This window comes from Flavobacterium sp. MMLR14_040 (assembly GCF_033657265.1).
GTDB lineage: Bacteria > Bacteroidota > Bacteroidia > Flavobacteriales > Flavobacteriaceae > Flavobacterium.
The window spans coordinates 65,903-92,150 of record NZ_JAWVWO010000017.1; the positions used below are offsets into that span (position 1 = coordinate 65,903).

The 26,248-nt window shown below is 35.1% G+C and carries 19 protein-coding genes; 11 read left to right on the forward strand and 8 right to left on the reverse strand.

Features of this window, described 5'->3' with window-relative positions; all coding sequences use genetic code 11:
* Positions 1-161 precede the first annotated feature (161 nt).
* Positions 162-323 (reverse strand): DUF1328 domain-containing protein, encoded by a 162-nt coding sequence (locus SD960_RS18660; protein WP_042565425.1) that lies wholly within the window; start codon positions 321-323, stop codon positions 162-164.
* A gap of 276 nt (positions 324-599) precedes the next feature.
* Between SD960_RS18660 and SD960_RS18665 the strand changes: the two genes are divergently transcribed.
* The 8 genes from SD960_RS18665 (at position 600) to SD960_RS18700 (ending at position 11,324) form a co-directional block, all read left to right on the forward strand.
* Complete coding sequence (locus SD960_RS18665) at positions 600-1,655, forward strand: pesticidal protein Cry7Aa (protein ID WP_318805264.1); 1,056 nt, start codon at positions 600-602, stop codon at positions 1,653-1,655.
* Complete coding sequence (locus tag SD960_RS18670) at positions 1,639-3,909, forward strand: glycosyltransferase (RefSeq protein ID WP_318805265.1); 2,271 nt, start codon at positions 1,639-1,641, stop codon at positions 3,907-3,909. The genes SD960_RS18665 and SD960_RS18670 overlap by 17 nt, the downstream gene beginning before the upstream one ends.
* Positions 3,910-4,392: 483 nt before the next feature.
* Positions 4,393-5,151: an ABC transporter permease gene (locus tag SD960_RS18675; protein WP_318805266.1), complete on the forward strand. Its 759-nt coding sequence runs from the start codon at positions 4,393-4,395 to the stop codon at positions 5,149-5,151.
* A 2-nt stretch (positions 5,152-5,153) separates the two neighbouring features.
* Positions 5,154-5,933, forward strand: a complete 780-nt coding sequence (locus tag SD960_RS18680; protein ID WP_318805267.1) for an ABC transporter ATP-binding protein — start codon at positions 5,154-5,156, stop codon at positions 5,931-5,933.
* Between the two features lie 24 nt (positions 5,934-5,957).
* Positions 5,958-6,812, forward strand: a complete 855-nt coding sequence (locus tag SD960_RS18685) for an MlaD family protein (RefSeq protein ID WP_318805268.1) — start codon at positions 5,958-5,960, stop codon at positions 6,810-6,812.
* 15 nt (positions 6,813-6,827) lie between these two features.
* Positions 6,828-9,641 carry an AsmA-like C-terminal region-containing protein gene (locus tag SD960_RS18690; protein ID WP_318805269.1) on the forward strand — a complete coding sequence of 938 codons (2,814 nt, stop codon included), beginning with the start codon at positions 6,828-6,830 and terminating at the stop codon, positions 9,639-9,641.
* Between the two features lie 6 nt (positions 9,642-9,647).
* Complete coding sequence (locus tag SD960_RS18695; protein WP_318805270.1) at positions 9,648-10,121, forward strand: low affinity iron permease family protein; 474 nt, start codon at positions 9,648-9,650, stop codon at positions 10,119-10,121.
* Between the two features lie 3 nt (positions 10,122-10,124).
* The gene (locus SD960_RS18700; RefSeq protein ID WP_318805271.1) at positions 10,125-11,324 is read left to right on the forward strand and encodes an FAD-dependent oxidoreductase; all 1,200 of its coding nucleotides are present in this window, start codon (positions 10,125-10,127) and stop codon (positions 11,322-11,324) included.
* Between the two features lie 186 nt (positions 11,325-11,510).
* On the opposite strand, the gene SD960_RS18705 is transcribed toward SD960_RS18700, so the two are convergent.
* Entirely contained in the window at positions 11,511-12,464 is a 954-nt protein-coding gene (locus tag SD960_RS18705) for a bifunctional helix-turn-helix transcriptional regulator/GNAT family N-acetyltransferase (RefSeq protein ID WP_318805272.1), read from the reverse strand.
* A gap of 238 nt (positions 12,465-12,702) precedes the next feature.
* Entirely contained in the window at positions 12,703-13,725 is a 1,023-nt protein-coding gene (locus SD960_RS18710; RefSeq protein WP_318805273.1) for an AraC family transcriptional regulator, read from the reverse strand.
* A 232-nt stretch (positions 13,726-13,957) separates the two neighbouring features.
* Here SD960_RS18710 and SD960_RS18715 point away from each other — a divergent pair, with 232 nt between their 5' ends.
* The 3 genes from SD960_RS18715 (at position 13,958) to SD960_RS18725 (ending at position 16,492) form a co-directional block, all read left to right on the forward strand.
* Positions 13,958-14,443 (forward strand): DNA-deoxyinosine glycosylase, encoded by a 486-nt coding sequence (locus SD960_RS18715; RefSeq protein ID WP_318805274.1) that lies wholly within the window; start codon positions 13,958-13,960, stop codon positions 14,441-14,443.
* 257 nt (positions 14,444-14,700) lie between these two features.
* Complete coding sequence (locus SD960_RS18720) at positions 14,701-15,135, forward strand: DUF6526 family protein (protein ID WP_318805275.1); 435 nt, start codon at positions 14,701-14,703, stop codon at positions 15,133-15,135.
* Between the two features lie 436 nt (positions 15,136-15,571).
* Complete coding sequence (locus SD960_RS18725) at positions 15,572-16,492, forward strand: hypothetical protein (RefSeq protein ID WP_318805276.1); 921 nt, start codon at positions 15,572-15,574, stop codon at positions 16,490-16,492.
* A gap of 316 nt (positions 16,493-16,808) precedes the next feature.
* On the opposite strand, the gene SD960_RS18730 is transcribed toward SD960_RS18725, so the two are convergent.
* The 5 genes from SD960_RS18730 to SD960_RS18750 all read right to left on the reverse strand — a co-directional run bounded on the left by SD960_RS18730 (position 16,809) and on the right by SD960_RS18750 (position 26,243).
* Positions 16,809-18,833: a glycoside hydrolase family 97 protein gene (locus SD960_RS18730; protein WP_318805277.1), complete on the reverse strand. Its 2,025-nt coding sequence runs from the start codon at positions 18,831-18,833 to the stop codon at positions 16,809-16,811.
* A 26-nt stretch (positions 18,834-18,859) separates the two neighbouring features.
* Positions 18,860-20,104 carry a glycoside hydrolase family 71/99-like protein gene (locus SD960_RS18735; protein WP_318805278.1) on the reverse strand — a complete coding sequence of 415 codons (1,245 nt, stop codon included), beginning with the start codon at positions 20,102-20,104 and terminating at the stop codon, positions 18,860-18,862.
* A gap of 474 nt (positions 20,105-20,578) precedes the next feature.
* Entirely contained in the window at positions 20,579-22,090 is a 1,512-nt protein-coding gene (locus tag SD960_RS18740) for a RagB/SusD family nutrient uptake outer membrane protein (RefSeq protein WP_318805279.1), read from the reverse strand.
* Positions 22,091-22,114: 24 nt separating this feature from the next.
* Positions 22,115-25,135 carry a TonB-dependent receptor gene (locus SD960_RS18745; RefSeq protein WP_318805280.1) on the reverse strand — a complete coding sequence of 1,007 codons (3,021 nt, stop codon included), beginning with the start codon at positions 25,133-25,135 and terminating at the stop codon, positions 22,115-22,117.
* A 25-nt stretch (positions 25,136-25,160) separates the two neighbouring features.
* On the reverse strand, positions 25,161-26,243 hold the full coding sequence (locus tag SD960_RS18750) for a hypothetical protein (protein ID WP_318805281.1): 1,083 nt from the start codon (positions 26,241-26,243) through the stop codon (positions 25,161-25,163).
* Positions 26,244-26,248: the final 5 nt, after the last annotated feature.

Sequence of the window (26,248 nt, forward strand, 5' to 3'; positions counted from 1 at the left end):
AACCATTATACGACAAACGCGACAGGTTTTAAAAACCTGTCGCGTTTACCCGCGTAATACCACTTGAAACTTGAAACCTGAAACAAAAAAACAACAAACAAAAAAAAGCGACACTCCCCAAAGTATCGCTTTTTTTGATTTATGTAATAATCAGTTTATCACTAAACTTTTCTTCTTCCGCTTATTAATGAAAGTATAAATAATACGATAAATATGAAGAATAAAACTTTTGCGATACTAGCTGCTCCAGCGGCAATTCCACCGAAACCAAATATTCCGGCTACTATAGCTAGAATAATAAAAATGACTGTCCAACGTAACATATGATTTGTTTTTTTAGTTAATAAAAGTGACTTTTTGGGTCTGTTTGTTATTCAAATTTCTTTCTTAAATAAAAGCTTTATTAACTCTATCCGATAATTTATTAGCGCAATCAAATATCAAACACAATAAATTCGGAAATAGCGAAAAAGTATCAGAATTCCAATTTTAATCTTATAGAATTCCCATGAAAATGCTTTTGAGTTAAATTTTTAGTCGATTGGATTAATCCCAGCCTTGCCTTCGATCTAATTTTAGATAATATTTAAAAAGAACGTATGGAATTGGCTACAAAACATGGTGTGATACTTGAAAAAACCGAAAGGTCTTTTGAAGAATTAGGAGTTTTAAATCCTGCCGTTTTTCAAGACGGAAATTCAGTACACATGTTTTACAGAGCTGCAAAAAAAGGTAACTTTTCTACTATAGGATATTGTCGATTCGAAGGACCAATGACCTTGGCAGAAAGAAATGCTGAACCAATCTTTGTTCCCGAATACATTTATGAAATTCATGGAGTTGAAGATCCGAGGATTACAAAAATTGATGATTTGTATTACCTCACCTATGTTACTTATGACGGAATAAATGCGTGCGGAGCTTTAGCGGTTTCGAAAGATTTGAAAAAATTTAAAAAGAAAGGAATTATTACGCCGAGATTCATTTTGAATGAATTTACGAACCTGATTAGAAAACATTTAGAAAATCCAAGTATTGCAAAAATACTTGCTTTTAATGTCAAAAGAAATTATCCTTTGACAGAAACTATTAAAGAAAATCTATTTGTGTGGGATAAAAACGTGGTTTTATTTCCCAAAAAAATAAATGGAAAATTTGTTGGATTACACCGCTTATTTCCATCTATACAAATATTTAGTTTTGAAAAGAAAAAGGACCTGACAGAAGATTATTGGAAAGATTATTTAAAAAATCTGCCTGATTATCTGGTAATGGAACCAAAATATGATCATGAAACAAGTCATATTGGTCCGGGTGCTCCTCCTATCGAAACTCCGGATGGCTGGTTGCTTATTTACCATTCATCCGAAAAAAGAGAAAAAGGATTAGTGTATCATGCCTGCGCTGCAATGCTGGATATAAATAATCCTCAGATAGTTTTATCAAGGTTAAAAATACCGCTGATAACACCATCAGAATACTATGAAAGACATGGTTATGTAAATTATGTAGTTTTTCCAACTGGAACAGCCATTTTTGACGACCTTCTTTATATATATTATGGTGCTGCCGATGACAAAATTGCGGTAGCCTCTGTGAACTTAAATGACTTATTAAACGAATTAAAAAGTAATCCCCATGAAAGCAATATCTAATAAATCAAAAATCGTTTTTTTATCAACATTTCCACCAACACAATGTGGAATTGCTACTTATACGCAGGATACAATAAAAGGTATTACCGATGTTTTTGGTAAATCTATAGCATGTGAAATTTGCGAATTGGTTAAGGAACCAAAAGAAAATCCAACACAGGCTTTTACTTTAAACACCAATAACAGGGAAGAATACTCAAAAGTTGCCGAAGAAATTAATGATGACGAAAGCATCAAACTAGTTCATATTCAACATGAATTTGGATTGTTTGGCGGAAATTACGGCGACCATTTATTAGATTTCTTGAATGTGATCAAAAAACCGGTTACGTTTACGTTTCATACCGTACTTCCTAACCCGAATAACGAATTAAAAACATTTGTAAAATTACTTTTGAGTTATAGTAATTCTGTATTTGTGATGACCAAAAGATCTGAAGAAATATTGATTAACGATTATAACATTCCACAAGATTTTATTACAACAATATCTCACGGAACTCACGTTGTAGTTTATGAAGCACCGGAAACGGCAAAAGCAAAATTTGGAATTCAAGACAGAAAAGTGTTATCAACTTTTGGCCTTTTAGGCGAAGGAAAAAATATTGAAACAGGTTTAAGATCTTTACGCAAAATTGTTGAACACACGCCAAATGCACTCTATTTGATTATTGGCAGAACACATCCTAATTTAATAATTGATGGCGTAGATACATACCGTGAAAAACTAGAAGCCATCGTTAATGAATTAGACTTGCACGATAATGTTCGTTTCATTAACCAATATCTTGAAACAGAAGAACTTTTAAGCTATTTGCAGGCTACAGATATTTATCTGTTTACATCCAAAGATCCAAATCAGGCAGTAAGCGGCACTTTTTCTTATGCAATGAGTTGTGCTTGCCCAATTGTGGCATCGAAGATTCCGCATACAAAAGAAGTCCTTACGGAAGATTCAGGAATTCTGGTTGATATTGGAAATGAAGACCAATTTGCAGAAGCAGCAATAAAATTACTTTCTGATGAAAATCTAAGAGAAGAAATGGGTAAAAACGCCTTTAGAAAAACCCGTGCCTGCTCTTGGGAAAATATAGCAATTGCGCACATCAATACATACAAAAAACTGATTGAGGATACAACAGAAATTAAATTTACATATCCGCCAATTGAATTAGCGCATGTTAAAAAAATGACAACAGAACTTGGAATTATCCAATTCAGCAAAATTTCTGTTCCGGATCTTTCTTCAGGTTATACTTTAGATGATAATGCAAGAGCTTTGGTAGCACTTTGTATGCATTACAAACTTACAGAAGACAAAGCCGATTTGCCTTATATTTTAATTTATCTGGATTTTATCGAACGTTGCCAAAAACCAAAAGGCAATTTCATGAATTATGTTGATGAAAACAACCGCGAACATATTGAGCAAAATGCCGAAGTAAATCTGGAAGATTCTAACGCACGCGGAATCTGGGCATTAGGAACAGTTGTTTCTATTAGAAAAATTTTGCCTGAAGCAATTGCAAAAAAAGCTTCAAAATGTTTATTGAATTCTTTAAAATGGGCCGAAACTATTCAATCGCCTCGTTCTATAGGTTTTGCAACAAAAGGTTTGTATTTATATCACAGTGCTGTTCCTAATTTATATGTGGCAGCCATTATCAATAAGCTAAATGCTAAATTGTTGTATAATTACGAGGTTCATGCCACTAAAGACTGGAAATGGTTTGAAAATTATTTAACATATGGAAACGGAATTTTACCGGAGTCTATGCTTTATGCTTATTTGGTTACCAACAAGCCTATTTACAAAAAAGTGGCTATGGAATCGCTTGATTTCTTAATCTCTAAAACTTATAAGGGCGATAATTTCAAAGTAATTTCAAATAATGGCTGGTATCATAAAGACTCAGAGCCTGCAGAATATGGAGAACAGCCAATTGATGTTTCATACATGATTCAGACCTTAAATTCGTTCTACGGCGCATTTAAAAACCCTGAATACAAACGTTTGATGAAAATTGCATTCAACTGGTTCTTAGGTAAAAATCATTTGAACCAAATTATGTACAATCCGGTTAGCGGTGGTGGATATGATGGTTTGGAAAAAGAGAATGTCAATCTAAATCAGGGTTCAGAATCGACAGTTTGCTATTTAACCGCAAGATTAATAATGGAGAACCTGAAATTATCTGAAAGTAAAGTTATTCCGTTAATGAACGCAAAAACCGACATGGCCATTAATTCATAATATTTTAACTATACCAATAACTATATTTAAGTAACAGTTGTTACCGTAAAATCCCTTCCTTAATGGAAGGGATTTTTTGTTTTTTAAGGGGATTCTGGTAACTGCTTAAGAAAATTTTACCGCAAAGCACGCCAGGTTTTTTGACCATTGAGTTTTTATAAAAAGAGAAAAGTTCGAAAAGCTAAATCAAAACAAAGCTTTGCGAAATTTATGTTTTCTAAACATACGACCAGAGAAAAATCTTTGTGTGCTTTGCGGTAAAATAATTAGCTCGCATAAAATTATCCCTATAAAATCTAGTCCCGACGCAACGTAAATTTTTTAAAGTTATTGTTTTCAATGTAAATTATATAAACCTCAAAAAAAGTTATGTAATATTTTTCGTTAACAATTAGGATAACTTTAATATTAAATAAGAAAGGAAATTAAAATATGTTAAAATATTGATTTTCAATCTAATCTCACCAACTAAAACAACTTATTTTGATACTCACTTTAAAAAATACATTCGAAGAAGTAGGAAATGCAACGTTGTTTGCAAAGCAGTTTTTTAAGGAAGTATTCATACCTCCTTACGAAACCAGACAGTTTTTGAAACAATGCTATGTCATCGGATATAAATCATTGCCGCTTGTAGCGATAACAGGTTTTATTATGGGACTTGTACTTACCATGCAATCACGACCAACTTTGGTAAAATTTGGTGCCGAATCCTGGTTGCCGGGAATGGTGGCGCTTTCGCTAATAAGAGAAATTGCACCTGTTATTACAGCCCTAATTTGTGCAGGAAAAATTTCATCTGGAATTGGTGCCGAATTAGGCTCCATGAAAGTAACAGAGCAAATTGATGCTATGGAGGTTTCTGCCATTAATCCTTATAATTATCTGGTTGTAACGCGCATTTTAGCCTGTACATTAATGGTGCCGATATTAGTTTTTTTTGCAGATGCAATAGGAATTATGGGTGGTTTTGTAGGTGTTAATATTCATGGCGATGTCAATTTTTACAGATACCTGACACAAATTATTCAGTCTTTGGAATTTTTGGATTTGATTCCGGCAACGATAAAGACTTTTTTCTTCGGATTTTTTATTGGTATGATTGGATGTTATAAAGGATTCAACGCCGCAAACGGAACCGAAAGTGTGGGTAGAGCCGCAAACTCCGCTGTTGTAACGGCATCTTTGACCATTTTTATTATAGACATGATAGCCGTGCAAATAACCGATTTATTTTTTTAAAGATGATCAAGGAAGAAAAACATATAGAAAAAGAACCGAAAGCTAAAGACAAAAAAGCGATCATCGAAATCAAGGATTTGCACAAAACCTTTGGCAAAAACAATAAAGTTTTGCAAGGCGTAAATCTTACCGTAAACAAAGGCGAAGATTTGGTGATTTTAGGCCGTTCTGGTTCCGGAAAATCGGTTACTATAAAATGTATTGTTGGTTTAATAGAACCCGACAAAGGCGAAATCAAGGTTTTTGACGAAAATGTCTTGCATCTTAAAAAAACTGAACTCAATGAGATCAGGGTCAGAATTGGATTTTTATTTCAAAGCGGCGCCTTATACGATTCAATGTCAGTTAGAGAAAATTTAGCCTTTACGTTAAGAAAACACAAAAGAGATTTAAGCGCCGAAGAAATTGAAAGTCAAGTTATTGAAGCACTAGACAGCGTAGGTTTAAGTGAGGCTATTGATAAAATGCCATCTGAATTATCCGGCGGAATGCAGAAGAGAATTGGCTTAGCCAGAACTCTGATCTTAAAGCCAGAAATTATTTTATATGATGAACCAACAACCGGTTTAGATACGATAACATCAAGAGAAATCAGCGAATTGATTCTCGACATAAAACATAAGCGCAAAACAACTTCGATCATTATTACACACGATATGGCTTGTGCCAAACTTACTGCAGACCGTATTATGGTTTTAAAAGAGGGTGTAATTCATGCCGAAGGAACATACGAAGAATTAGAAAAAAGCGAAGACGAATGGGTACGCTCTTTTTTTCAATAAAAAAACAAAAACAAAATAGAAATCATGGATAAGCAATCTGGATATACTTGGAAATTAGGAATGTTTGTAACAATTGGTTTGTTGCTTTTTATAATAGCAATTTACTTTATCGGGAAACAAAAAAACCTGTTTGGTTCTACATTCAACATCACTTCACAATTTAAAACCGTGAGCGGTTTAGAAGTTGGTAACAATGTTCGTTTTTCAGGAATAAATATCGGAACGGTCGAAGAAATCAGATTAATAAACGATTCTTCGGTAGTGGTAAGTATGGTTATCAAAGATGAAGTTCGCGAATTTATTAAAACAGACGCCCGCGCCAGCATTGGTTCTGATGGGTTAATGGGAGATAAAGTATTAACGATTTCTCCTGGAGTAAAATCTACAAAACCAGTTGAAAATAACGGTACAATTGCTTCTGTAAACGGAATCGAGATGAACGACATCATGAAAAGCGTTAAAAAAAGTGTTGACAATGCCGGTATAATTACTGAAGAACTGGCCATTTTTAGTCATAGTATGAACAACGGAAACGGAGCACTCGCAAGATTAGTTCGCGATGATAAAATGGCAAACAGCGTTTCAAATACCCTTTCAAATCTTGAATCAGGCACAAAAGGTTTCAGCGAAAATATGGAAGCTGCAAAAAGTAACTTTTTACTAAAAGGATACTTCAAGAAAAAAGAAAAAGAAAAAGAGAAAAAGAAAGAAGAACTAAAAGAGCAAAAAGAAGAGCAAAAAGAAAAGGCTGAAAAAGCACAAAAGGAAAAAGAAGAAAAAGCGAAAGAGCAAAAAGAAAAAGAAGAAAAACAAAAAGAAGAAGACGCCAAAAAAGCAGAAGCTGAAAAAAAAGAAGCTGCTGACAAAGCCAAAAAGTAATTTAAATACACGCCTATGAATTCGTCTTTCAAAAATATTGCCTTAAAAATACTCAAAGTAACAGGAATAACAATAGCATCTATTTTGCTGTTGTTATTTGTCATTCCGCTATTATTTCCCGGAAAGATAGCTTCTGAAGTAAAAAAAATAGCCAACGACCGATTGGATACAAAAATGGAATTTTCGAAATCGAGACTTTCATTTTTTACGCATTTTCCGTCGTTAACCGTTTCTCTTGACGATTTATCACTAACCGGTTCTGCGCCGTTTGGAAACGATACTTTGATAAAAGCAGAACAGGTTGCGTTTGGTATTAACTTAAAAAGGCTGATTTTTGACAATGAAGTAAAAATCAATAAATTATACGTTTCTAATGCCTTAATAAACGTAATGGTGAACCAAAAAGGACAAGCCAATTACAACATTTATAAGGCTCCGGAAGAAGACAAAAACAAAGCCGACGATCCCGAAGAAGGAACAGCGATTCGGTTAGAACGTATTGATCTTGAAGATTGTCACGTAAAATACAACGATCGATCTGCAAAGATTTTGATTGATGCAAAAGGTTTCAATTATGTCGGAAAAGGAAATCTAAGCGAAGATATTTTTGATTTAAATACTGATGCTAAAATTGACAACATTGATTTTTATTATGACCGAACTGCTTACCTGAGAAAGAAAGAATTACGTGCCGATTTAATTACCAGAATTAACACGCATGCGCTTTCGTTTATTCTTCAAAAAAATGAATTAAGAATCAATAAATTACCTTTAACTTTTACCGGTTTATTTACGATTTTAAGAGATGGTTATAAAATAAATATTAAAGCAGCTTCAAAAAACACAACTGTAAAAGATTTATTTTCTGTTATGCCGCCGGAATACTTAACCTGGCTGGATGAAACCGAAATTTCCGGAAAAAGTGATTTGCTTTTGTCTTTTAGAGGAAATTATAATGTTTCAAAAAATCAAAAACCAGATTTGGCTTTCAATTTAAAAATAAATGAAGGCGCGATAAATTACCAAAATGCACCCGCTCCATTGACTGATTTTCAAATGGATCTCAATACCGTTTTACCTTCTCTTGATGTAGAAAAACTATTAATCAACTTAAGAACCTTAAAGTTTAAAGTTGGTGAAAAAGATTATTTTACCGCTTATCTGCATAGCAAAGGATTTAACGAAATGACTGTCGATGCAAGCGTAAAAGGCGCGCTCGATCTGGCCACAGTTGATGCTGCTTTGGGTTTGAGTTCTATTGATTTAAAGGGAATTTTAAAAACAAATATTCAGGCGAAAGGTGTTTTTAGTACTTCAAAAAAACTGTTTCCAAAAACCATTGGCGGAATTTCATTGCGAAACGGCTCTCTAAAAACAGACTCCTATCCTAACCCAATTAGTGATATTACTTTTATTGCCAACGTACTCAACAAAGCCGGAACATTTGAAGACTTAATTGTGGCTGTTGCTCCGGCATCTTTTGTTTTTGAAGGAAATCCGATGTATGTAAACGCAACGCTTTCTGACTTTAATGACTTGGTTTACAATGCCAAAATTAAAGGCGAATTGAATGTTGGACGAATCTACAAAGTATTTTCTCAAAAAGGTGTCGACATTACCGGCTGGGCAAAAGCAGATCTTTCTTTAAGAGGAAAACAAAGCTACGCCACAACCGGACAGTACAATAAACTGGATAATCGCGGAACTATTATTCTTAAAAATATTAAAGCAACCTCTGAACTTTTTCCGAAAGCATTTTATATCAAACAGGGAAATTTCCGTTTCCAGAACGAGAAAATGTGGTTCGAAAAATTTGATGCTTTTTATGGAAAGTCAGATTTTGCCATCAATGGATATCTGCTAAATACAATCAATTACTTTTTGGAATCTCACGGAACTTTGAGTGGGAATTTCAACTTGAAATCAAAGCTGATTAATGTTGATGAATTTATGGCGCTCGAAAAAGGCGAAAATACAGATCGAAATATTGAAGTACAATACGCCAAAGAAGATCATCCAAAAATGAGCGGTGTTGTTATTGTGCCAAAAAATCTAAATGTTGGCTTAACCGCAAACGTTAACAAAGTTGAATATAACGGACTTGTTTTAAACAAACTAACCGGAAAAGTTGGTATTACAAAAGCAGGCTTTTATCTCGAAAACACCAATTTTAACATCATCGATTGTATTTTGGGAATAAACGCTACTTATAAAGATGAATCGCCAACTGCGGCGCATTTTGATGCTCATTTTACGGCTAAGGATTTTAGCGTGCAAAGAGCTTACAAAGAAATTCCGATGTTTCATGATATGGTTTCTGCTGCCGAAAAAGCACAGGGAATTATTAGCGTTGATTATAATATAAAAGGAGATTTGAACGGAAATATGGGGCCAATTTACGAATCACTTGAAGGTGGCGGAACTTTAAACCTTCGCGACGTCAAAGTAAAAGGATTGAAATTATTTGATGGAATAAGCTCCAAAACCGGACAAGACGGCCTGAATAATCCGGATATGAAAGGCATTGAAATTAAATCATCTATAGATAATAATTTAATTCATATTGAGCCATTTACATTTAGCGTTGCCAGTTTTAAGCCTACTATAAAAGGTACTACAAGTTTTGACGGATTACTGGATTTACGAATGAGATTGGGGCTTCCGCCGTTTGGTCTTGTTGGATTTCCAATTGTAATTACAGGAACGCACGAAGATCCTAAAATTAAAATATTTAGCAAAACCGGTCAAAAAATTGACGATGCCATTTATGACGAGAAAAACAACAAAGTGATTAAGGAAGAAAAAGTCAGCAAGAAACGAAAAAGTTAGAACCAAATGGAAAAGAAAAAACAAAATAGTGCATTCGAAAAATTTGCTTCCCGTGTTTCAAAAGCTGCAGGAAGCACAACAGCTTTTTTAAGTGCTTTTTTAATTGTGGTAGTTTGGGCCGTTTCCGGCCCTATTTTCAATTATTCTGAAACCTGGCAATTGGTTATTAATACAGGAACAACAATTATCACTTTTTTAATGGTTTTTTTAATTCAGAAAGCACAGAATAAGGACTCACTTGCCATTCAGTTGAAATTAAACGAATTGGTAGCTTCCAATAAAAATTCAAGCAATAGTCTGGTCGATATTGAAAGTATGACCGAAGAAGAAATGATTATTATTCAAAAATATTATCACAGACTAAGTGAACTTGCTAAAAATGAAGTAAGCATCAAAGCTTCACATTCTATTGACGAAGCCCATGACCAACACGCACGCAAGGATAAAAACAGAATAAAAACACGTACCAAAACCAAATAAAAAATGAAGTTACGCTCATCAGAAACTTACTGGCCATTAAAACATGCAATGGATATAAGCTATCCGTCATTAGACTCAGATATTACTACTGAAATACTAATTATTGGCGGTGGAATTACCGGTGCATTAATGGCATATAAACTTATTAACGAAGGAAAAAAGGTAACCATTATTGACCGCCGTGATATGTGTAATGGAAGCACTGCCGCCAGTACCGCATTACTTCAATATGAAATTGATGTATCTCTTCATGATCTTATAAAACTAAGAGGAGTCGACTGTGCCGTTAACAGCTATATAAACGGAAAAAAAGCAATTTTTGATTTGCGAATAATATGTGATGCCATAAAAAGCGAATGCGGATTTGAGTTTAAAAAAAGCATTTATTTTTGTTCTCTTAAAAAAGATCTTCCGTTTTTAAAAGCCGAATTCAAATGCCGAAAAGAGCATGGCTTTGATGTAACCTGGCTTGAAAGATGGGATCTTGAAAAAATGGGATTAAATGCTATTGCAGCAATAGAATCTAAAACTGCCGCAGTAATGGATCCGTATAGAATGGCGCAGGATTTACTCGTTTATTGCGAAAAAAAAGGACTGAAGATTTACGATCGTACCAACGTTACTTCTACCCAAAATCAAAAAGGAAAACTCGTTGCACATACGGAAGATAAATGTACGATAACAGCAGATCATATTATCAATTGCACCGGTTACGAAAGTACCGAAACACTTACTGAAAAAGTGGTCGATTTAAAAAGTACCTACGTAATCGCATCCGAAAGCCTTCCTGAATTACCAAAAGTATTTAAAAATGCTATTTTATGGGATACGTCTACACCTTATGTTTATTTTAGAGCAACCCCGGATAATCGAATTATTATGGGAGGAGGCGATGAAGATTTTAGAGATGCGAAAAAAAGAGACAAACTATTACCCAAAAAAGAAATTTATCTTTTAAAGAAATTCCAAAGAAAATTCCCAAAAGTAAAATTCAAATTAGATTATTCCTGGGCAGGAACTTTTGGCGAAACCAAAGATGGCTTACCGTACTTTGGAAAACCGAATCCAGACAAAAACGAACATTACGTGCTAGGCTTTGGCGGTAACGGAATTACCTTTAGCGTTATTGCAATGAACTCCATTCTTGATTCTATAAATAACAAACAAAATCAGGATTTGGAGTATTATAGGTTTGGGAGATAAGGTTCAGGAGGTTCAAAGGTACAGAGTTGCAGAGGTTTTTTGACCAATGTTTAACTGTAGAGGTGCACAGCAATGCGTCTTCGTATAGTTTTAGACGCACTGCTGTGCGTCTCTACGAAAAATATTCCATGAAAAATAACGTATATTTTAAATCTCTGAACCTTTGAACCTTTGCCACTTTGAACCTCACTCAATAATAAGCTCCATCTGAATATTACAACGTTTATAAGGCGTTGCCAAACCAGAAACTTTCTCAAAACCCAATTTATGATATAAGTTAATCGCCGGTTTAAGGATTGTATTACTTTCCAGATATAATTTTGATGCGCCAAGTTCTTTAGCGCTTTTTACAATTGCTTCACCAAGCAGCCAGCCAATACTTTTTCCCTGTGCTTTTGGCGAAACAGCCATTTTTGCCATCTCAAAATCATATTTTTTGTCCTTCATTTTAATAAGGGCACAAACACCAACGGGTTCATTTTGATATAAAGCAACCAAAATCTTTCCGCCTTTATCCAAAATATATTCTTTGGGATTATCCAATGCTTTATAATCCGCTTCTTCCATTTCAAAATACGTTGATATCCATTCTTCATTTAAAGCTTTAAAAGCGTCCTGATATTCGGGAGTATATTCTATAATCTGAACATCCTGGCTTTCACGCATTTTTTTCTGTTCGTTTACTCTTTTAAACAATGATTTTTGCTCCAGTAAAAATTCCCATTCTTCGAGTGCAGCCCACAAATTATGATTTGATTCAGCAATCAGAGATTCAACAGCAGCTTCAACATCAATACATTGTAACTTTATTTTTTTAGACAGAATTAATCCTTTTTCTGTCAAAGCCACAATATTTCTGCGTTTATCTGTTGTTTTTAAATTATCATTCACAAGACCTGCGGTAATCATTTCCTGAACAATTTTACTTACTGAAGGTTGCGAATGCCCAATTTCATTAGCAATTTCAGTAATTGTAATTTCTCTTTCTTCTGTAAGTGTATAAAAAACCGGAAACCATTTTGGCATAAAATCCGCTCCGTATAATTCGTAAACTTTTGCAGCATCATCTGTAATTATTGCTGTCATTAAACGCAAACGGCTTCCTAAAGCCACCTTACCTACTTTATTAAAAAAATCCATTTTATAATTGATTACATAATTAGTTATGTAAATATATGTTTTTTTTTAGATACTGAGGTTTTTTTGAGTAACAAAGTTGCAAAGGAACATAGGTACAAAGGTTTTAAAAATGGCTACGGTGCGTGTTTATAATACTATTTTACAAAAAATGTCATAAAAAAAAGACGTACAAAAATGTACGCCCTTGAAGAAAAAACTTTGAACCTTTGCTACTTTGTAACTTTGAACCTCTAAAAAACTAAGCCGTAATAGCCAACGGATTTAAATTGAATTTATATTCTTTTGGGCTGCAATTGAATTTTTGCTTGAAGATTTTAGAGAAGTAGCTTCGGCTTGTAAAACCAATGCAATACACAATTTCAGAAATATTTAAGTCCGAAGTTCTAATCAAAATTTCGGCTTTTAAAACACGCATATGTGTAATATAATCATTAACCGTGCGATTGTGAATCATTTTAAAACCTTCCTGCAATTTATTTGGTGACAGACCCGATTTTTTGCTTAATGATTTAATTGTAAATGGTTCTTCAGGATTGGCTTTTATAGCTTCAGAAAGTTCTTTGATTTCTTCCATCTCTCTTAAAGTCAAACAGTTTGTATCTTTTGTAGCAGCAGCTAAATCATCTGTATGCTGTTGAATTTCCATGGCAAGAATAATTCTTAAAATACCTTCTTTCAACAAATTACGAACTATTCCGCTTTGAGTAACAGCATTTAACTGCTCTATTTTTTCGGCAATTCTTAAATTATACGAACCTATATAAAAGAAATCTTCGACAGTATTTTTACCAAAAAAAGTTTCTCTCACATTCTCGTTCAATGAATGAGTTTGATTAACAGTGACATGAGTTCCCACAATAATCAAAGTAAATTTTGTTTTTTTATCTTTTTCAAAAAATAAAACATGTTCCTGATCTTGTTTAGAAGAAAGAATTGCTGTCTGAAACGTTTTTAATTTTCGTTCTTCGCCCGTAATTCCAAAACTATGAGATAAATTACCTTTAGAACAATAAGCAAAATAAACCGGAGACGATTTTAGGTTTAAGATATTCATTCGAACATCGGCAGAAAAAGTCATATCAAACTGCACATACGAAATATCATCATTAAATGAAGCACCTGTAATAGATCCTTTTGCAAAACTATTATTGACTTCCAAAGTATATTCATCCAAATCGAAAGTTACTTTTCCTCCTACGTTTAAAGTTAACTCCTCAAAAATATTTTCGATTTTCTCTGTATTTATAGTTACTATTTTCATTTTGCGTGGATTTAAAAATTCTACATTCTATTTTTAATAGATCTTCGAGAAACTTTTAAGAAACAGAAACATTTCTTTTAGACGTTGGATTTCCTTAAAAATCTATCTGTCAAAGTTCGTTTAATGACCTTCCGAAAATGTTATATAATTTTTGTAAATTGTTTTATAATTACCTCTAAATAATTATTTCTACTATTTAAGATTTTTTCCTCCATATAAGTAACCTGCCAAAATGAAAAGTTTCTCTTTCGCTCCAATAACCTCTAATGATGCTACTATTTTAATTTTAGGCACCATGCCCGGCACTAAATCATTAGAGCTCAATCAATATTACGGTCATAAACAAAACAATTTCTGGAAATTTATATTCACTATTTTAAAAGAAGATTTTTCAGATGATTATGAAACCAAAAAAGCACTTTTACAAAAAAATAAAATAGCACTTTGGGATGTGTTGCAATTTTGCGAACGAGTGGGAAGTTTAGACAGTGCCATAAAAAATGAAATTGCCAATGATTTCGAAACTTTCTTAAAAAGTCATCCTAACATAAAAACCATACTTTTTAACGGACAAAAAGCGGCGGCTTTCTTTAAAAAATATGTTCATCTTCAAAAAGAATATCAATTAATCATCTTACCATCATCAAGTCCGGCCAATGCGAGTAAAACTTTCCAGTCTAAATTAGAAGAATGGAAAATTATTGAAACCTTAATTTAAAAATTCAATATTTGAATTCTATAATAAAATCATTTTAAAATGTAACAAAAAACGACCGCTTCTAAAATAATTTTACCAAAGGTTTTAAGATATTTAAAATAATTAATCCTTTTAATTTATATGGACTCACTACTTATAAATTATTGCCAGGGAATTAGATTATAAAATATTGGTTGTTAGTTTATTTTTAAATAAAAGCTATTCTTCATTGAATAGCTTTTATTAATTTAAAGCTAGTATTTAATGCAGAAGAAATCATGAAAATTCAAACATATTCAAACCATATTAGATTTTATTCATGGCATCATTTTATTTATTATCCTGTTTTGATCGCGTTTTTGGCAGGAAGTATCTATTTTGTCTGCAACACAAACGATAAATTAATCTGGACATTTATAAGTGTCTGCTTTATTTTTTTGTTCTGTCTTGCTTTTATGCTGCGTCAGCATTATGCAATTACCCTCCAAAACAGAATTGTTAGACTAGAGCTTCGTTATCGTTATTTTACACTCACCGGAAAAAGATTAGAAGAATTTGAATACAAATTAACCGACGATCAATTATTTGCCCTGCGTTTTGCGCCAGATAATGAACTGCTAGGTTTAATCGACGATGCCATCAAAAATAATCTCTCCGGCAACGCCATCAAAAAGGCAATTGTTCACTGGCGAGGTGATTATAACCGTGTTTAGCAAAACAAAAAACAACTTCCATTAGTCTCTTTTAGAGGCTTTTTTTTTGAATTAAACAAAATATCAATCAAAAATAAACCAACTCCCGGTATCTTAACAATCTGGGCGTGCCACCATCCTGCTAAGGGGGCAAACTTACCTTGCGCATATTCGCCCCCTTATCAGGATGCTGTCGGGCTATCCGCTCCGCGCGGCGGATTGCTCCTATCCCTCACGCGACATTCAGTATTCAAAAAAAAAATCAGTTTTTAAAACATTCTTACAAAATTAATTCACTAAAAAAAACACAAAAGTATCTTTATTTTTACAAAATAAAACATACAATACTGATAATCAAATAAATCTAAAAAATAATAAAATAAAAAAAGTAAGAAGAACGTTTTTTTTTGTTAACTTTAATTGCTAATTTTTGTCAATAAACCTAAAAAACAATCCTATGAAAAAATTATTTTCTTTGTTGGTTATTTCACTTTTTTGGTTTTCAGCTCAGGCACAAACCACAGCCGAAATTCCCGCCGAAACCACTTTACCTACTTTACAAAATAATAACGATTTAGAAGATCTTCAGGATTATGATGTCAACGAATTGCCCTGGCACGCCAGACGCTTTAAATTTACTGCCGGAGCATTTTTTCCCCTAAACAACACGCAGATACAGGTTGGAAGAAATAGTACCGATACAGGAACCGAGATAGACCTCGAAAACGATCTGGGATTTTCAAAATCGAGCGTCTCCTTTTTATCAACCTTTGAGTGGCGTATTTCAAGAAGATCAAGACTAGGTTTTGAGTATTTTAATTTAGACAGAACTTCATCAAAAACTTTAGAAAGAGACATTACTTTTGGCGATAACACTTATAACGTAAATGCCAGAGTGAGTGCTTATTTTAACGTTCAGATTGCAAGAATCGCGTATGGATATGCCTTTTTATCTAAACCAAAATACGAAGCGGGTTTATTAATAGGATCCCACGTTATGTTTGTCGATTTAGGTCTGCGCCTTGAGGGAGAAGGGCAAAGCCTTGAATATAGAGATAGTTTTAATTTTACCGCACCATTGCCAGATGTTGGAGTCTGGGGAGAATTTGTTCTGGGAGAACGCTTTGGTCTTTATGTAAATGCCAATTACCTCGCCGTAAAAATCGACAATACCGACGGTAGAATTCTGAGTTATAATCTATCTCTATTATATAATGTACACAAAAACTTCAGTCTAACTGCCGGATACACAGGACTTAATTTTAAAATTGATACCATAAGAGAGAGACTAAACGGATATCTAAAATGGGGTTACAATGGTCCTACGCTTTCAGCAGCCTATACTTTTGGAAATCATGTTAAGCTTTATAAACATTAGTTTTTTAAAAAAGGTGCTGAGGGACTAAGGTTCTAAGGTTATTCCTTAAAACTTGAAATGACAAAACTACTCACAAAACAAAAAAATCCGCGACAATCCGTGTTTTTCGCTTGCGAATCCGCGACATCCGCGTTCGTTATTACCCTCCTATAAACTTTTGTCGATATAGCAAATGAGATTTGCTTTCTTCTTCTTAAAGACACAAGTTGCGCTAAAATAACTTACATCACTTATACGGTGAAAAAATAACAAACCCGATATCTTCTTAAGACATCGGGTTTCTTACTCAAACATAACTCAAAATAAACTTAAACAATTATTTCTGTACCGGAGAAAATTTTATAGCTGTTCCTCCGCCAGCTGCGAGTTTAATATCCAGAACTGTTTTGCTATTTACTTTTTGTTTTGAAATCGCCACCGGATAAGGATTTGTTTTATAATTTGCTCCTGCTCCATCGGCATAAATTTCGGCTTCGTATTCTTTTCCTGAATCTAAAAATGATAATGCCACTTTTAAATCTCGTGCCTCTTTATTTGTTATAGAACCCAAATACCAGTTTTTCTCGTCCCAGTCTTTGCGGACAATTGTGGTGTATTCACCAATTTTAGAATCCAAAACTTTTGTGTCTGACCAATTGCACGGAACTTCTTTTACGAACTGAAATTCCGGTTTTCCTTCGTAATTCTCAGGTAAATCTGAAGCCATTTGCAACGGACTAAAAACAATTACATACAAAGCCAATTGATTTGCCAAAGTCGTTTGCACACGCGCTCCGGATGGTGTTTTATAATCAAAATTGAAATTCCCCGGTGTATAATCAAAGGGTCCTGAAAGCATTCTGGTAAAAGGCAAAGTCGTTAAATGTTCCGGCGTATTTCCTCCATCTACAGACCAGGCGTTGTATTCCTGACCTCTTCCGCCTTCTTGCGACATAAAGTTTGGATAGGTACGCTGTAAACCTGTTCCTTTTATAGGTTCGTGATTGTCTATCATGATATGATATTTCGCTGCCGTTTCCATTACTTTTCTATAATGGCGAGCCCCGTATTGACTGTCATGCCATTCTTTCTTATCCAGATATTTGTTTACGTAACCTGTTTTTACGGTATTTACGCCCATTTTTTGATACAATTTAAAAGCATCTTCCAGCTGACTTTCGTAGTTTTTTGTAGCTCCGGCTGTTTCATGATGACCAATTAAACGAACATTTTTCATTGCTGCATATTTGGTAATTTCTTCCAGATTAAAATCAGGATAGGGTTTTACGAAACTAAAAGCAGATCCGTCGGCAGTCCAGTCGCCGTCCCAGCCTTCGTTCCAGCCTTCGACAAGAACACCGTCGAAATTGTTCTTCGCAGCAAAATCAATATATTCTTTGGTGTTTTTTGTGGTTGCTCCATGTTTTGGGCCTTGACCCCAAGTGAATTTCTCGAGATGCATTCCCCACCAGATTCCAATATATTTTGAAGGCGTTATCCAGGAAAGATCTTCAATTTTTGAAGGATCGTTTAAATTCAGCATGATCGTGGAAGTTGCTAAATCTCCCGGATTTTTACCCACAATAATCGTTCTCCACGGCGTTGTAAATGGCGTTTCGGCATATACCTTGACACCATCTGCCCAAGGCACCAATTCGCTTTTATATTGTTTGTTATTAACTTTTAATAATGTCATTGAGGCAAAATCGGTCAAATTGGCTTCGTGAATGGCAACAAATAATTTTTCTTTGGTTTCAAAAGTAGCCGGTGTGTTTATAGTATCTGTTTTACTAACAGGCGTTTTGCGATACGTACTTTCATAGTAACTGTTTTCTCTGTGAACCGGAATCCACCAAACCTCGTTTTCTGATTTAAAAGTAAACTGCGTTGCTTCATCAGCAATTTTTACTTTGTTTAAATGAGGCTGTTTTGGAAAGAAATAGCGGAATCCTACGCCATCATCAAAAACCCTGAAAATAATATCCACCAAACGTTCTTCTCCTTTTGATTCTTTCAAATGAACAATCAATTCGGTGTGATGATCTCGCACTTTTTTGAATTCGCCCCACGGCTGTTCCCAGGTTTCGTCAGACGTTTTTTCTTCGGTGGAAACCACTTCAAAACCTTCGGTCATTTTTTGGATTCCCTGAAATTCAAATCCCATCAAAGACGGCTCAATAACCGATTTTCCATTCGATGAAAAACTGTATTGCGGCTGACCCGAAACAGTTAATTCAAAAACCAATTGGGTAGTTTTTCCAGGCGAACTGATTGTGTATGTTTTTTTAGTACCAGCACTGCACGCGTAAATCAAAATCGACGCTAAAGCAATTAAACAGTATCTATATCTTCTATTTTTCATTATTTAATTGTATTAATTACAACTCTTTATTTAATTTCATTGATCAATTGTTTTGCTTTTGCAGGCTGTGCCGAAACAAAATAATTAAAAGCCTGATCTAATTTTTGCTGCACATCAGCATTGTTTTTCTTTTCGATTCTTAAATTGTACATTTTACTGATTTCAGGAAAAACCGATTCGGTGTTTTTTACTCCGGCAAAAGCTTTTACTTTTTCGATGTAAGTGTAACCAAATTCTACTGTTGGTTCGAACATCGTTCCTTCTCCAAAGTCATTCCATGTAATTAATTGCAGATAGTTTAGATTGGCATTTTTTGCCATCGAAAGTGTTTCATCAAGCGTAACGCCGTTGTTGTGTTCGATTGTCCATCCAATCGCTGCTCCGCCTCCGCCTTCGGCATAAAAATCTTTAAAACCGGGATAAGCACTTCCTATAGCAACATTCAGTTTTGGTTTTGTATTGGTATAAAAATTTGTCAAATAAGTACTGTTTTTATACACCCAGGCATATTCTCCCGAAGCATTTGTGCCCGCTTCTACGGACTGATCCCAAAGCGTAATAAAAGTAGGTTTTATAGTTATGGTATTAAAAACATTCGTCCATTCTGCCGGCGTTTGCAATACGATTGGCCCAAAATTTAATAACAATGGTTTTCCGTTTACTTTGATGTAATTCGCATCATCAAAATAATTTTTCTCCATATAAGCCAAATCGGTTTTTGCTGCGGCTGTAACCGAAATTGCTTTTCCGGCATCGACAGCACTTTTTGTTACTCTGTCTTCGTAAACAATGGCATATTCTAAACCAACTTTATCAAGCATGGCGATTAATTGTTCTGTATTTTCTTTGACCATTCTGTAATCAAAAACGTCGTAAGTGCCGTACCAATCGATTAAAACACCATCGATTCCCGAATATTTCATTAGTAATAAATGGTTTTCGATCACATTTTTATCGCCTGAATGGTAAGGGCCAATTAGGGGATAATAATACGATGCAATTTCTCTGCGATTGTTTGCGCCTACCGTGTTCGGATTTTTGTTGGCCATTGTCCAGTGATATCCCCATTTTTTGTCGGCACTGCTTTCGTTGGTTTCAAACCACGGCATGTAGTGCACGTAAATTTTGGTGCTATTTGTTTTTTCAATCGCAACGGGCGCAACTATTTCTGGTTCTACAGGTTTATCTGAACCTTTGTCATCGCTGCTGCAACCGGCGGCGATTAAAATATTCAAAATCCCAAAAAACAATAATGTGATATATCTTTTCATATTTTTTTGTTATTTGTTTTATTTTTTTGCCACTTAATTTTCTCACGCAGATTTTGCAGATAAAGCAGATTTTTTTTTGCCACAGATTAAAAGATTGTTACAGATTTTTTAATCATTTTAATCTCTGCTAATCTGTGGCTAAAAAATTATTTCACGCAGATTATTTTCATTTTTGTCATCCTGACGGAGGAAGGATCTTCACAAGCATCTCTACAAAGATTGGCGATTTTCTGTACGGAGTTACTCGCGAAGATCCTTCCTCCGTCAGGATGACAATTACACTAAAAAAAACAGCGTGAAAAAAAATCATTTTAATCCTTTAATCTGTGGCTAAAATTATTTTCACACAAACAAAATAAATCTGCTTTATCTGCAAAATCTGCATGAAAAAAAATCATTTTAATCTGTGACAAAAAAAATAAAAGATGTCAGCCTTCCACGATTAACCAACATGGAAGACTGACATTCCAGAATCTAGTTTACAGGATATCCTGGATTCTGATTAAGGTTTTTATTTGTGGTCATTACACTACTAGGAATTGGGAAAATCGCTTTGTATTTTTCTGTCGCTCCTTTTTCCCACCATGAATCGAAGAACGTTCCAAAACGAATGTTATCCGTTCTTCTTCTTCCTTCAAAAGTAAATTCACGAAGCAATTCCTGATCAACGTAAGCAAGATCAATTGTAGCTGGCAATTCTGTTCCGGCGCGTGTTGCGATTTGCTGTAAAAATGGTTTTGCCAAATCTGCAGATCCTAAACGAACGTAACATTCTGCCTGCATCATCAAAATTTCGGCATAACGAATTACGACAAGATCGTGATCGCGTTCCCACATTTCGCCTGCTTTCATTTCGTATTTTCCTAAACGAATACCTTCATTTTCTTTGGCATCGGCAACACTTGTTACGGCTTCTGTGTAGGTTAATGGTTCTCCATTATCCATCATAATTACTTGACCGGTTGCTAAATTAATCTGATCTCCGGCCACCATACATTTTCTTCTTTTATCAGTTGCTTCAAATGCAGAATAAACGCCTGGTTGTGCGCACATTCCGTTGGCGCTCCAAGGATAATCACCAATGGCAGAAAGCGTTAATTTATGCAGATAATGACAAGACATTGATGACATATAATTTCCAACAGTTCCCGCTTTTGAATCGTACGGAATTGCAAAAATAATCTCTGGTGATTTTTCATTTTGTGTTGCAAAATTGGCGAAGAAATCAGGCGCTAAAGTATAACCCGTAACTTTCTGGCACATGTCGATACAATCCTGCCAACGCGGCGTTCCAATAAAAGCTTCTGAATTTAAATACAATCTCGCCAATAACGAATACGCCACATTTTTAGTAAATTTAGAATACACTACATTCGAAGTTAAATGCGGAAGCGCGTCCAATAATTCTTTTTCCACAAAATCATACACTTGTTTTCTGGTCGAATTTGATGGCAAAGAAGTATCCTCAAAATTGACTACGATTGGCACATTCCCAAACATATCAAGAAGATTGTAATAGTAATAGGCTCTCAACGCTTTTAATTCGGCATAAATAGGTGCTTTTGCGGCATCTGTCAAAGACGATTTATCGATTTGATAAATGATCGAATTGATCTTTGCGATTCCGGTATAGTTGTAACGCCAGGCCGAAAGAATCATACGATTGTCTGGTTTCCAGGTGTGTTTTTGTGCATCCTGATATTGTCCGCCATCGTACCAGTTTGTTCCTCTTGTTGGAATCGTGGCTTCATCTGAAACCGTTTCATTCAAAAAGAAAACGTATTCGCAAGTTGGGTAATTGTTCGAAATTCCGTCGGCAAATCCTCTTAATGAAGAATAGGCGCCACCAACCAATGCATCAATTTCTTTTGACGTATTCCCAAAGTTTCCGTCTTCTACTTTATCATACAAATCTTCGTTTAATTCTGTACATGATATCGTAAAAAGCATGCTCATCAATATTGCAGCTGTTATTTTGATTTTCATTTTTTATATTTTTGAGTTAATCGCTTAATTATTAAACGTGAAATTTAATCCAACAGAAATCGTTGTTGGGCGAGGATAATTGTTATATCTGTCAATTCCAGGCGCTGCCAATCCGGTTAAATCCATTACTCCGGTTTGGTTGATTCCGTCTTGGGCATTTAGACCAATTTCAGGATCAACACCTTTGTATTTTGTAAACACGGCAAGATTTTCGCCCATTAAATACATTCTCAATTTTGAACCTTTTAATTTCAATGGCAATGTATATCCAACAGAAACGGTTTGAAGTCTAAAGAAAGAAGCGTCTTCGATCCAGTAACTTGAGTATTTTGGTGCCGAGGTAATACCTGTATTCAGGAAATCATCGGGAACATTAAAAGCCGGTAATCTGTTTGGGTCGTTCAACATCATGTTTGTTGCGTTTAATGCTTTTTGACCAAACATTCCATAACCTGAAATTCCTAAATCAAAATTTCCATACGTAAAATTCATTCCGATACCTAAAGTTAAATCCGGTTGAATATTTCCTAAATCTCTTTTATCAGCATCTACCAAAACATCGTCCAGGACTTTTTCTCCGGCCGCATTGTAGTACAACATTTTTCCATCGGCGCCAAGCCCTGCACTTTCAAATCCCCAAAACGTCCCAACCGGATATCCTTCGGCAATAATTTGAGAATATTGTCCGGACATACCCGCTAATCCGTGTAAAGATCCGCTGTAAATGACATCTGTTTTATAGGTTGGGTTGGATAGTTTTTCGATTTTTTGAACGTTGTGTCCTAAAGTTAAATTGGCATCCCAGGTAAATTTATCCCCTTTTACGATGTCTGCATTTAGCGTAAGCTCTACTCCTTTGTTGGACATTTCACCTACGTTTGCCAACATATTCCCCACTAAATAAGGCGGTTGCGGCACTTCATACGTATATAATAAATCTCTTGTGGTTTTAGAATACCATTCGAATGAACCTGTAATTCTGTTAAATAAACTAAAGTCTATACCCACGTTTACTTGTTCTGTAGATTCCCATTTTAAATCAGGATTTGGGTTTTGTTTTGGAGAATAAGCCAAACTCCACGTTCCTGTAACCGGATCGTAATAACTATCATTACCCACTCCTAAAATCGAAAGTGATTTGTATTCCCCAATTCCGTCCTGATTACCGGTAATTCCCCAACCCACTCTTAGTTTTAAATTGCCTAACCAATCTTTAGACGAAGTCATAAAATCTTCGTTAGAAATTCTCCACGCCGCAGATGCAGACGGGAAAGTTCCCCATTTATTGTTTTCTCCAAAACGGCTTGAACCGTCACGTCTTACCGTTGCAGTCAATAAATATTTGCTGTCGTAACCGTAATTGGCACGCGCATAAAACGAAACTAAATTTGATTTTCCTTTGTAAGAGTACACATCGCCTAAACGATAATTGTAACCTGCACCTAAATTATTATAACCAAAAGCATCAGTTACAAAACCAGAACGCTGTGCGCCAAAACCATTGTAAACATTTTCAAGATATGAATATCCTGCAAGTGCGCTAATGTTATGTTTATCAATAACTTTAGTATAATTTACATACAATTCGCCTTGTGCATTGGTATATTCCGCATAAGTTTTTTGGGCATAACCGCCTTCTGTTCTTCCTTCCATAACGGCGTATGAAGGTTTGTATGTACTTCCCTGCATCGCATTATGTTCTAATGAAATATTGGCAACTGCCATGAAATCATTTAGGAATTTAACCTCAGTTTTAAAATAACCTAAAAGTCGGTGTCTTTCATTATCAACTGTTCTGTTGGTTAAAATCTCCACCGGATTTTCATAGATATTTCCGCCTACTGAAGAAAAATCTCCATTTGCATCATAAACCGGAATTGTTGGATTTAGGTTATACGCTCGCTCAAAAATTCTGTAATCAATTGGGTGCCATTTATCGATATTGGCAAATAGTCCCATATCAAATTTTACGGCTTTGTTGTCTCCAAGATATTGGTACGCGTTTAAGTTTCCACTAATTCTTTCTAAACCGCTTGTTTTAATAACGCCTTCATTATTCAAGTATGAAAGTGAAGCTCTGAAACCGCTGTCTGTTTTACCCGAATTGATGCTTAAAGTATGCGATTGCGAAATGGCAACTTGCTCGATTTCTTTTTGCCAGTTGGTATTTCCGCCGTAATCAACAGCGTCAAGATTTCCTGTTTGACGAACCTGCGCTCTCCATTGGTTTGCCGATAAAAGATCTAAATTATCAGCTACATAACCTACGCTTGATAAACCGCTGTAAGTAACAGAAACACCTTTTGTACCCGATTTTGTGGTAATAATAATTACTCCGTTTGCTCCTCTTGAACCATATATGGCTGTCGCCGAAGCATCTTTAAGAATGTCTACCGATTTAATATCTGAAGGCTGAACGACATTGATATCAACGCCCGCAATTCCGTCAACTACAATAAGCGGACTATTACTTGCAGTTAAAGAAGTTCCTCCGCGCAAGCGTAAAGTAGAACCCGCTGCAGGATCTCCAGAAGGACGAATCACATTCAATCCCGCTACTTTTCCCTGTAAAACCTGTTCTGTTGAAGAAATTGTTCCTTTAACCAAATCATCTGCACCAACGGTCGAAATGGCTCCGGTTAAATCTGATTTTTTCTGAGTTCCGTATCCCACAGAAACAACCTGAACTTCTGCCAGTTGATATCCGTCATTTTGCAAACGAACATCGATATTTGAAGAAGACGAAGTAATCTGAACTTTTTGTGTTGATGAACCTATAAACGAAACTTCGATGGCACCTCCTACGGCTACATCTAACGAAAATTTCCCATCAAAATCTGTTGTGGTTGCGTTTTTTGTACCCACTTCAATTACCGAAGCGCCCGGCAAAACACTTCCCGTATTGTCATAAACGGTACCTGATACTTTCTTTTTTCCCTGCGCAAATATTCCTGCCGAAAGGAAAAGCATGAAAATCATGAATACCACCGATTTAGTACTCCACATTTGATGCAGGACTATTTTTTTATTTTTACTACTATTCATTTGAATTGGTGTTTGGTTTGATAGATTATTTGTCTAAAGTTTTAAGCGGAATGGTTGTATCCGAAATCGTTTTGTCTTTATTGTCTTTGACCAAAACATGAATTTCACTTAAATTCGGAATTCCCTGAAGCTCTGAAACCAAATTGACAAATCCTTTTATTTCAGCAGTTCCGCCTGAAAACTCACCCGCAATTACTTTGCTTCCGGCTGTAATCGTGTAAAGTAATTTGTTTACGCCCGGTTCATTATTTTTTCTGTACATACCCAGAAAATCTTTTTGGCTAATTTGTAAAGGAAAAAATCCAAATACCGGCGGTGGTGGCGGCTCATATGCTCCTGCGTAAATGATCTGGTCACCAGAATTAGTAGTCCAGTCTTTTGCTACAAACAGGAAAGAAATGTTTTCCATAACAAAACCCGGTTCTGTATTATAATATTCCTGCGGAATCAAATCCATTCTGTAAAAACCATTTCCAAGATCTTTAAGCTTTGTTTTTTCAGATACATCCGGAAGCCAGGCCTGATATTCCTGTGAAACCGCCCAGTTATTTAAACCACTGTGAAAATGAACACTCGGAACTCCTGCAAAACCATCTTTTAAGTTTGAATTAAATAAAATACTAACCGGTTTATCAATTGTTGGTTTTGCGGGATACGATCTGATTAACTCATTTGCAGTATAAAACGACGAAAAATCAGTGTAAGTTACATTGGCAACATCACTTTGTTTAGATCCGTTTTTGTTTTTTAAACGAAACCAAAATCCATCACCCGCCGCAATTTCTGCCGGAGTTTTAGAGAAATAAACCGTTGGGGTTAAAGTGAAACTCCAGATTTTGTTTCCTTCATAATGCAGCTTTGCAAAATCAGAAGAATTTTCCCAATTGCCCGCATCCGGTTCAGATGGTGACCACATCCACATATACAGGTCTTCGTTTTCGGTAAAAGTTGATGCTGACATGTCAAAATACCACGTAACCTGCTCATCATATTTGTAAACTACAGGAAACGATGATATTGGTCCCACAGCTCCTGCAGCTTCCTGAGCCTGCATAAAATTTGGAGCCATTAAAAGGGCAAGTAAAATTGTATATAGAAATTTTTTCATATTAC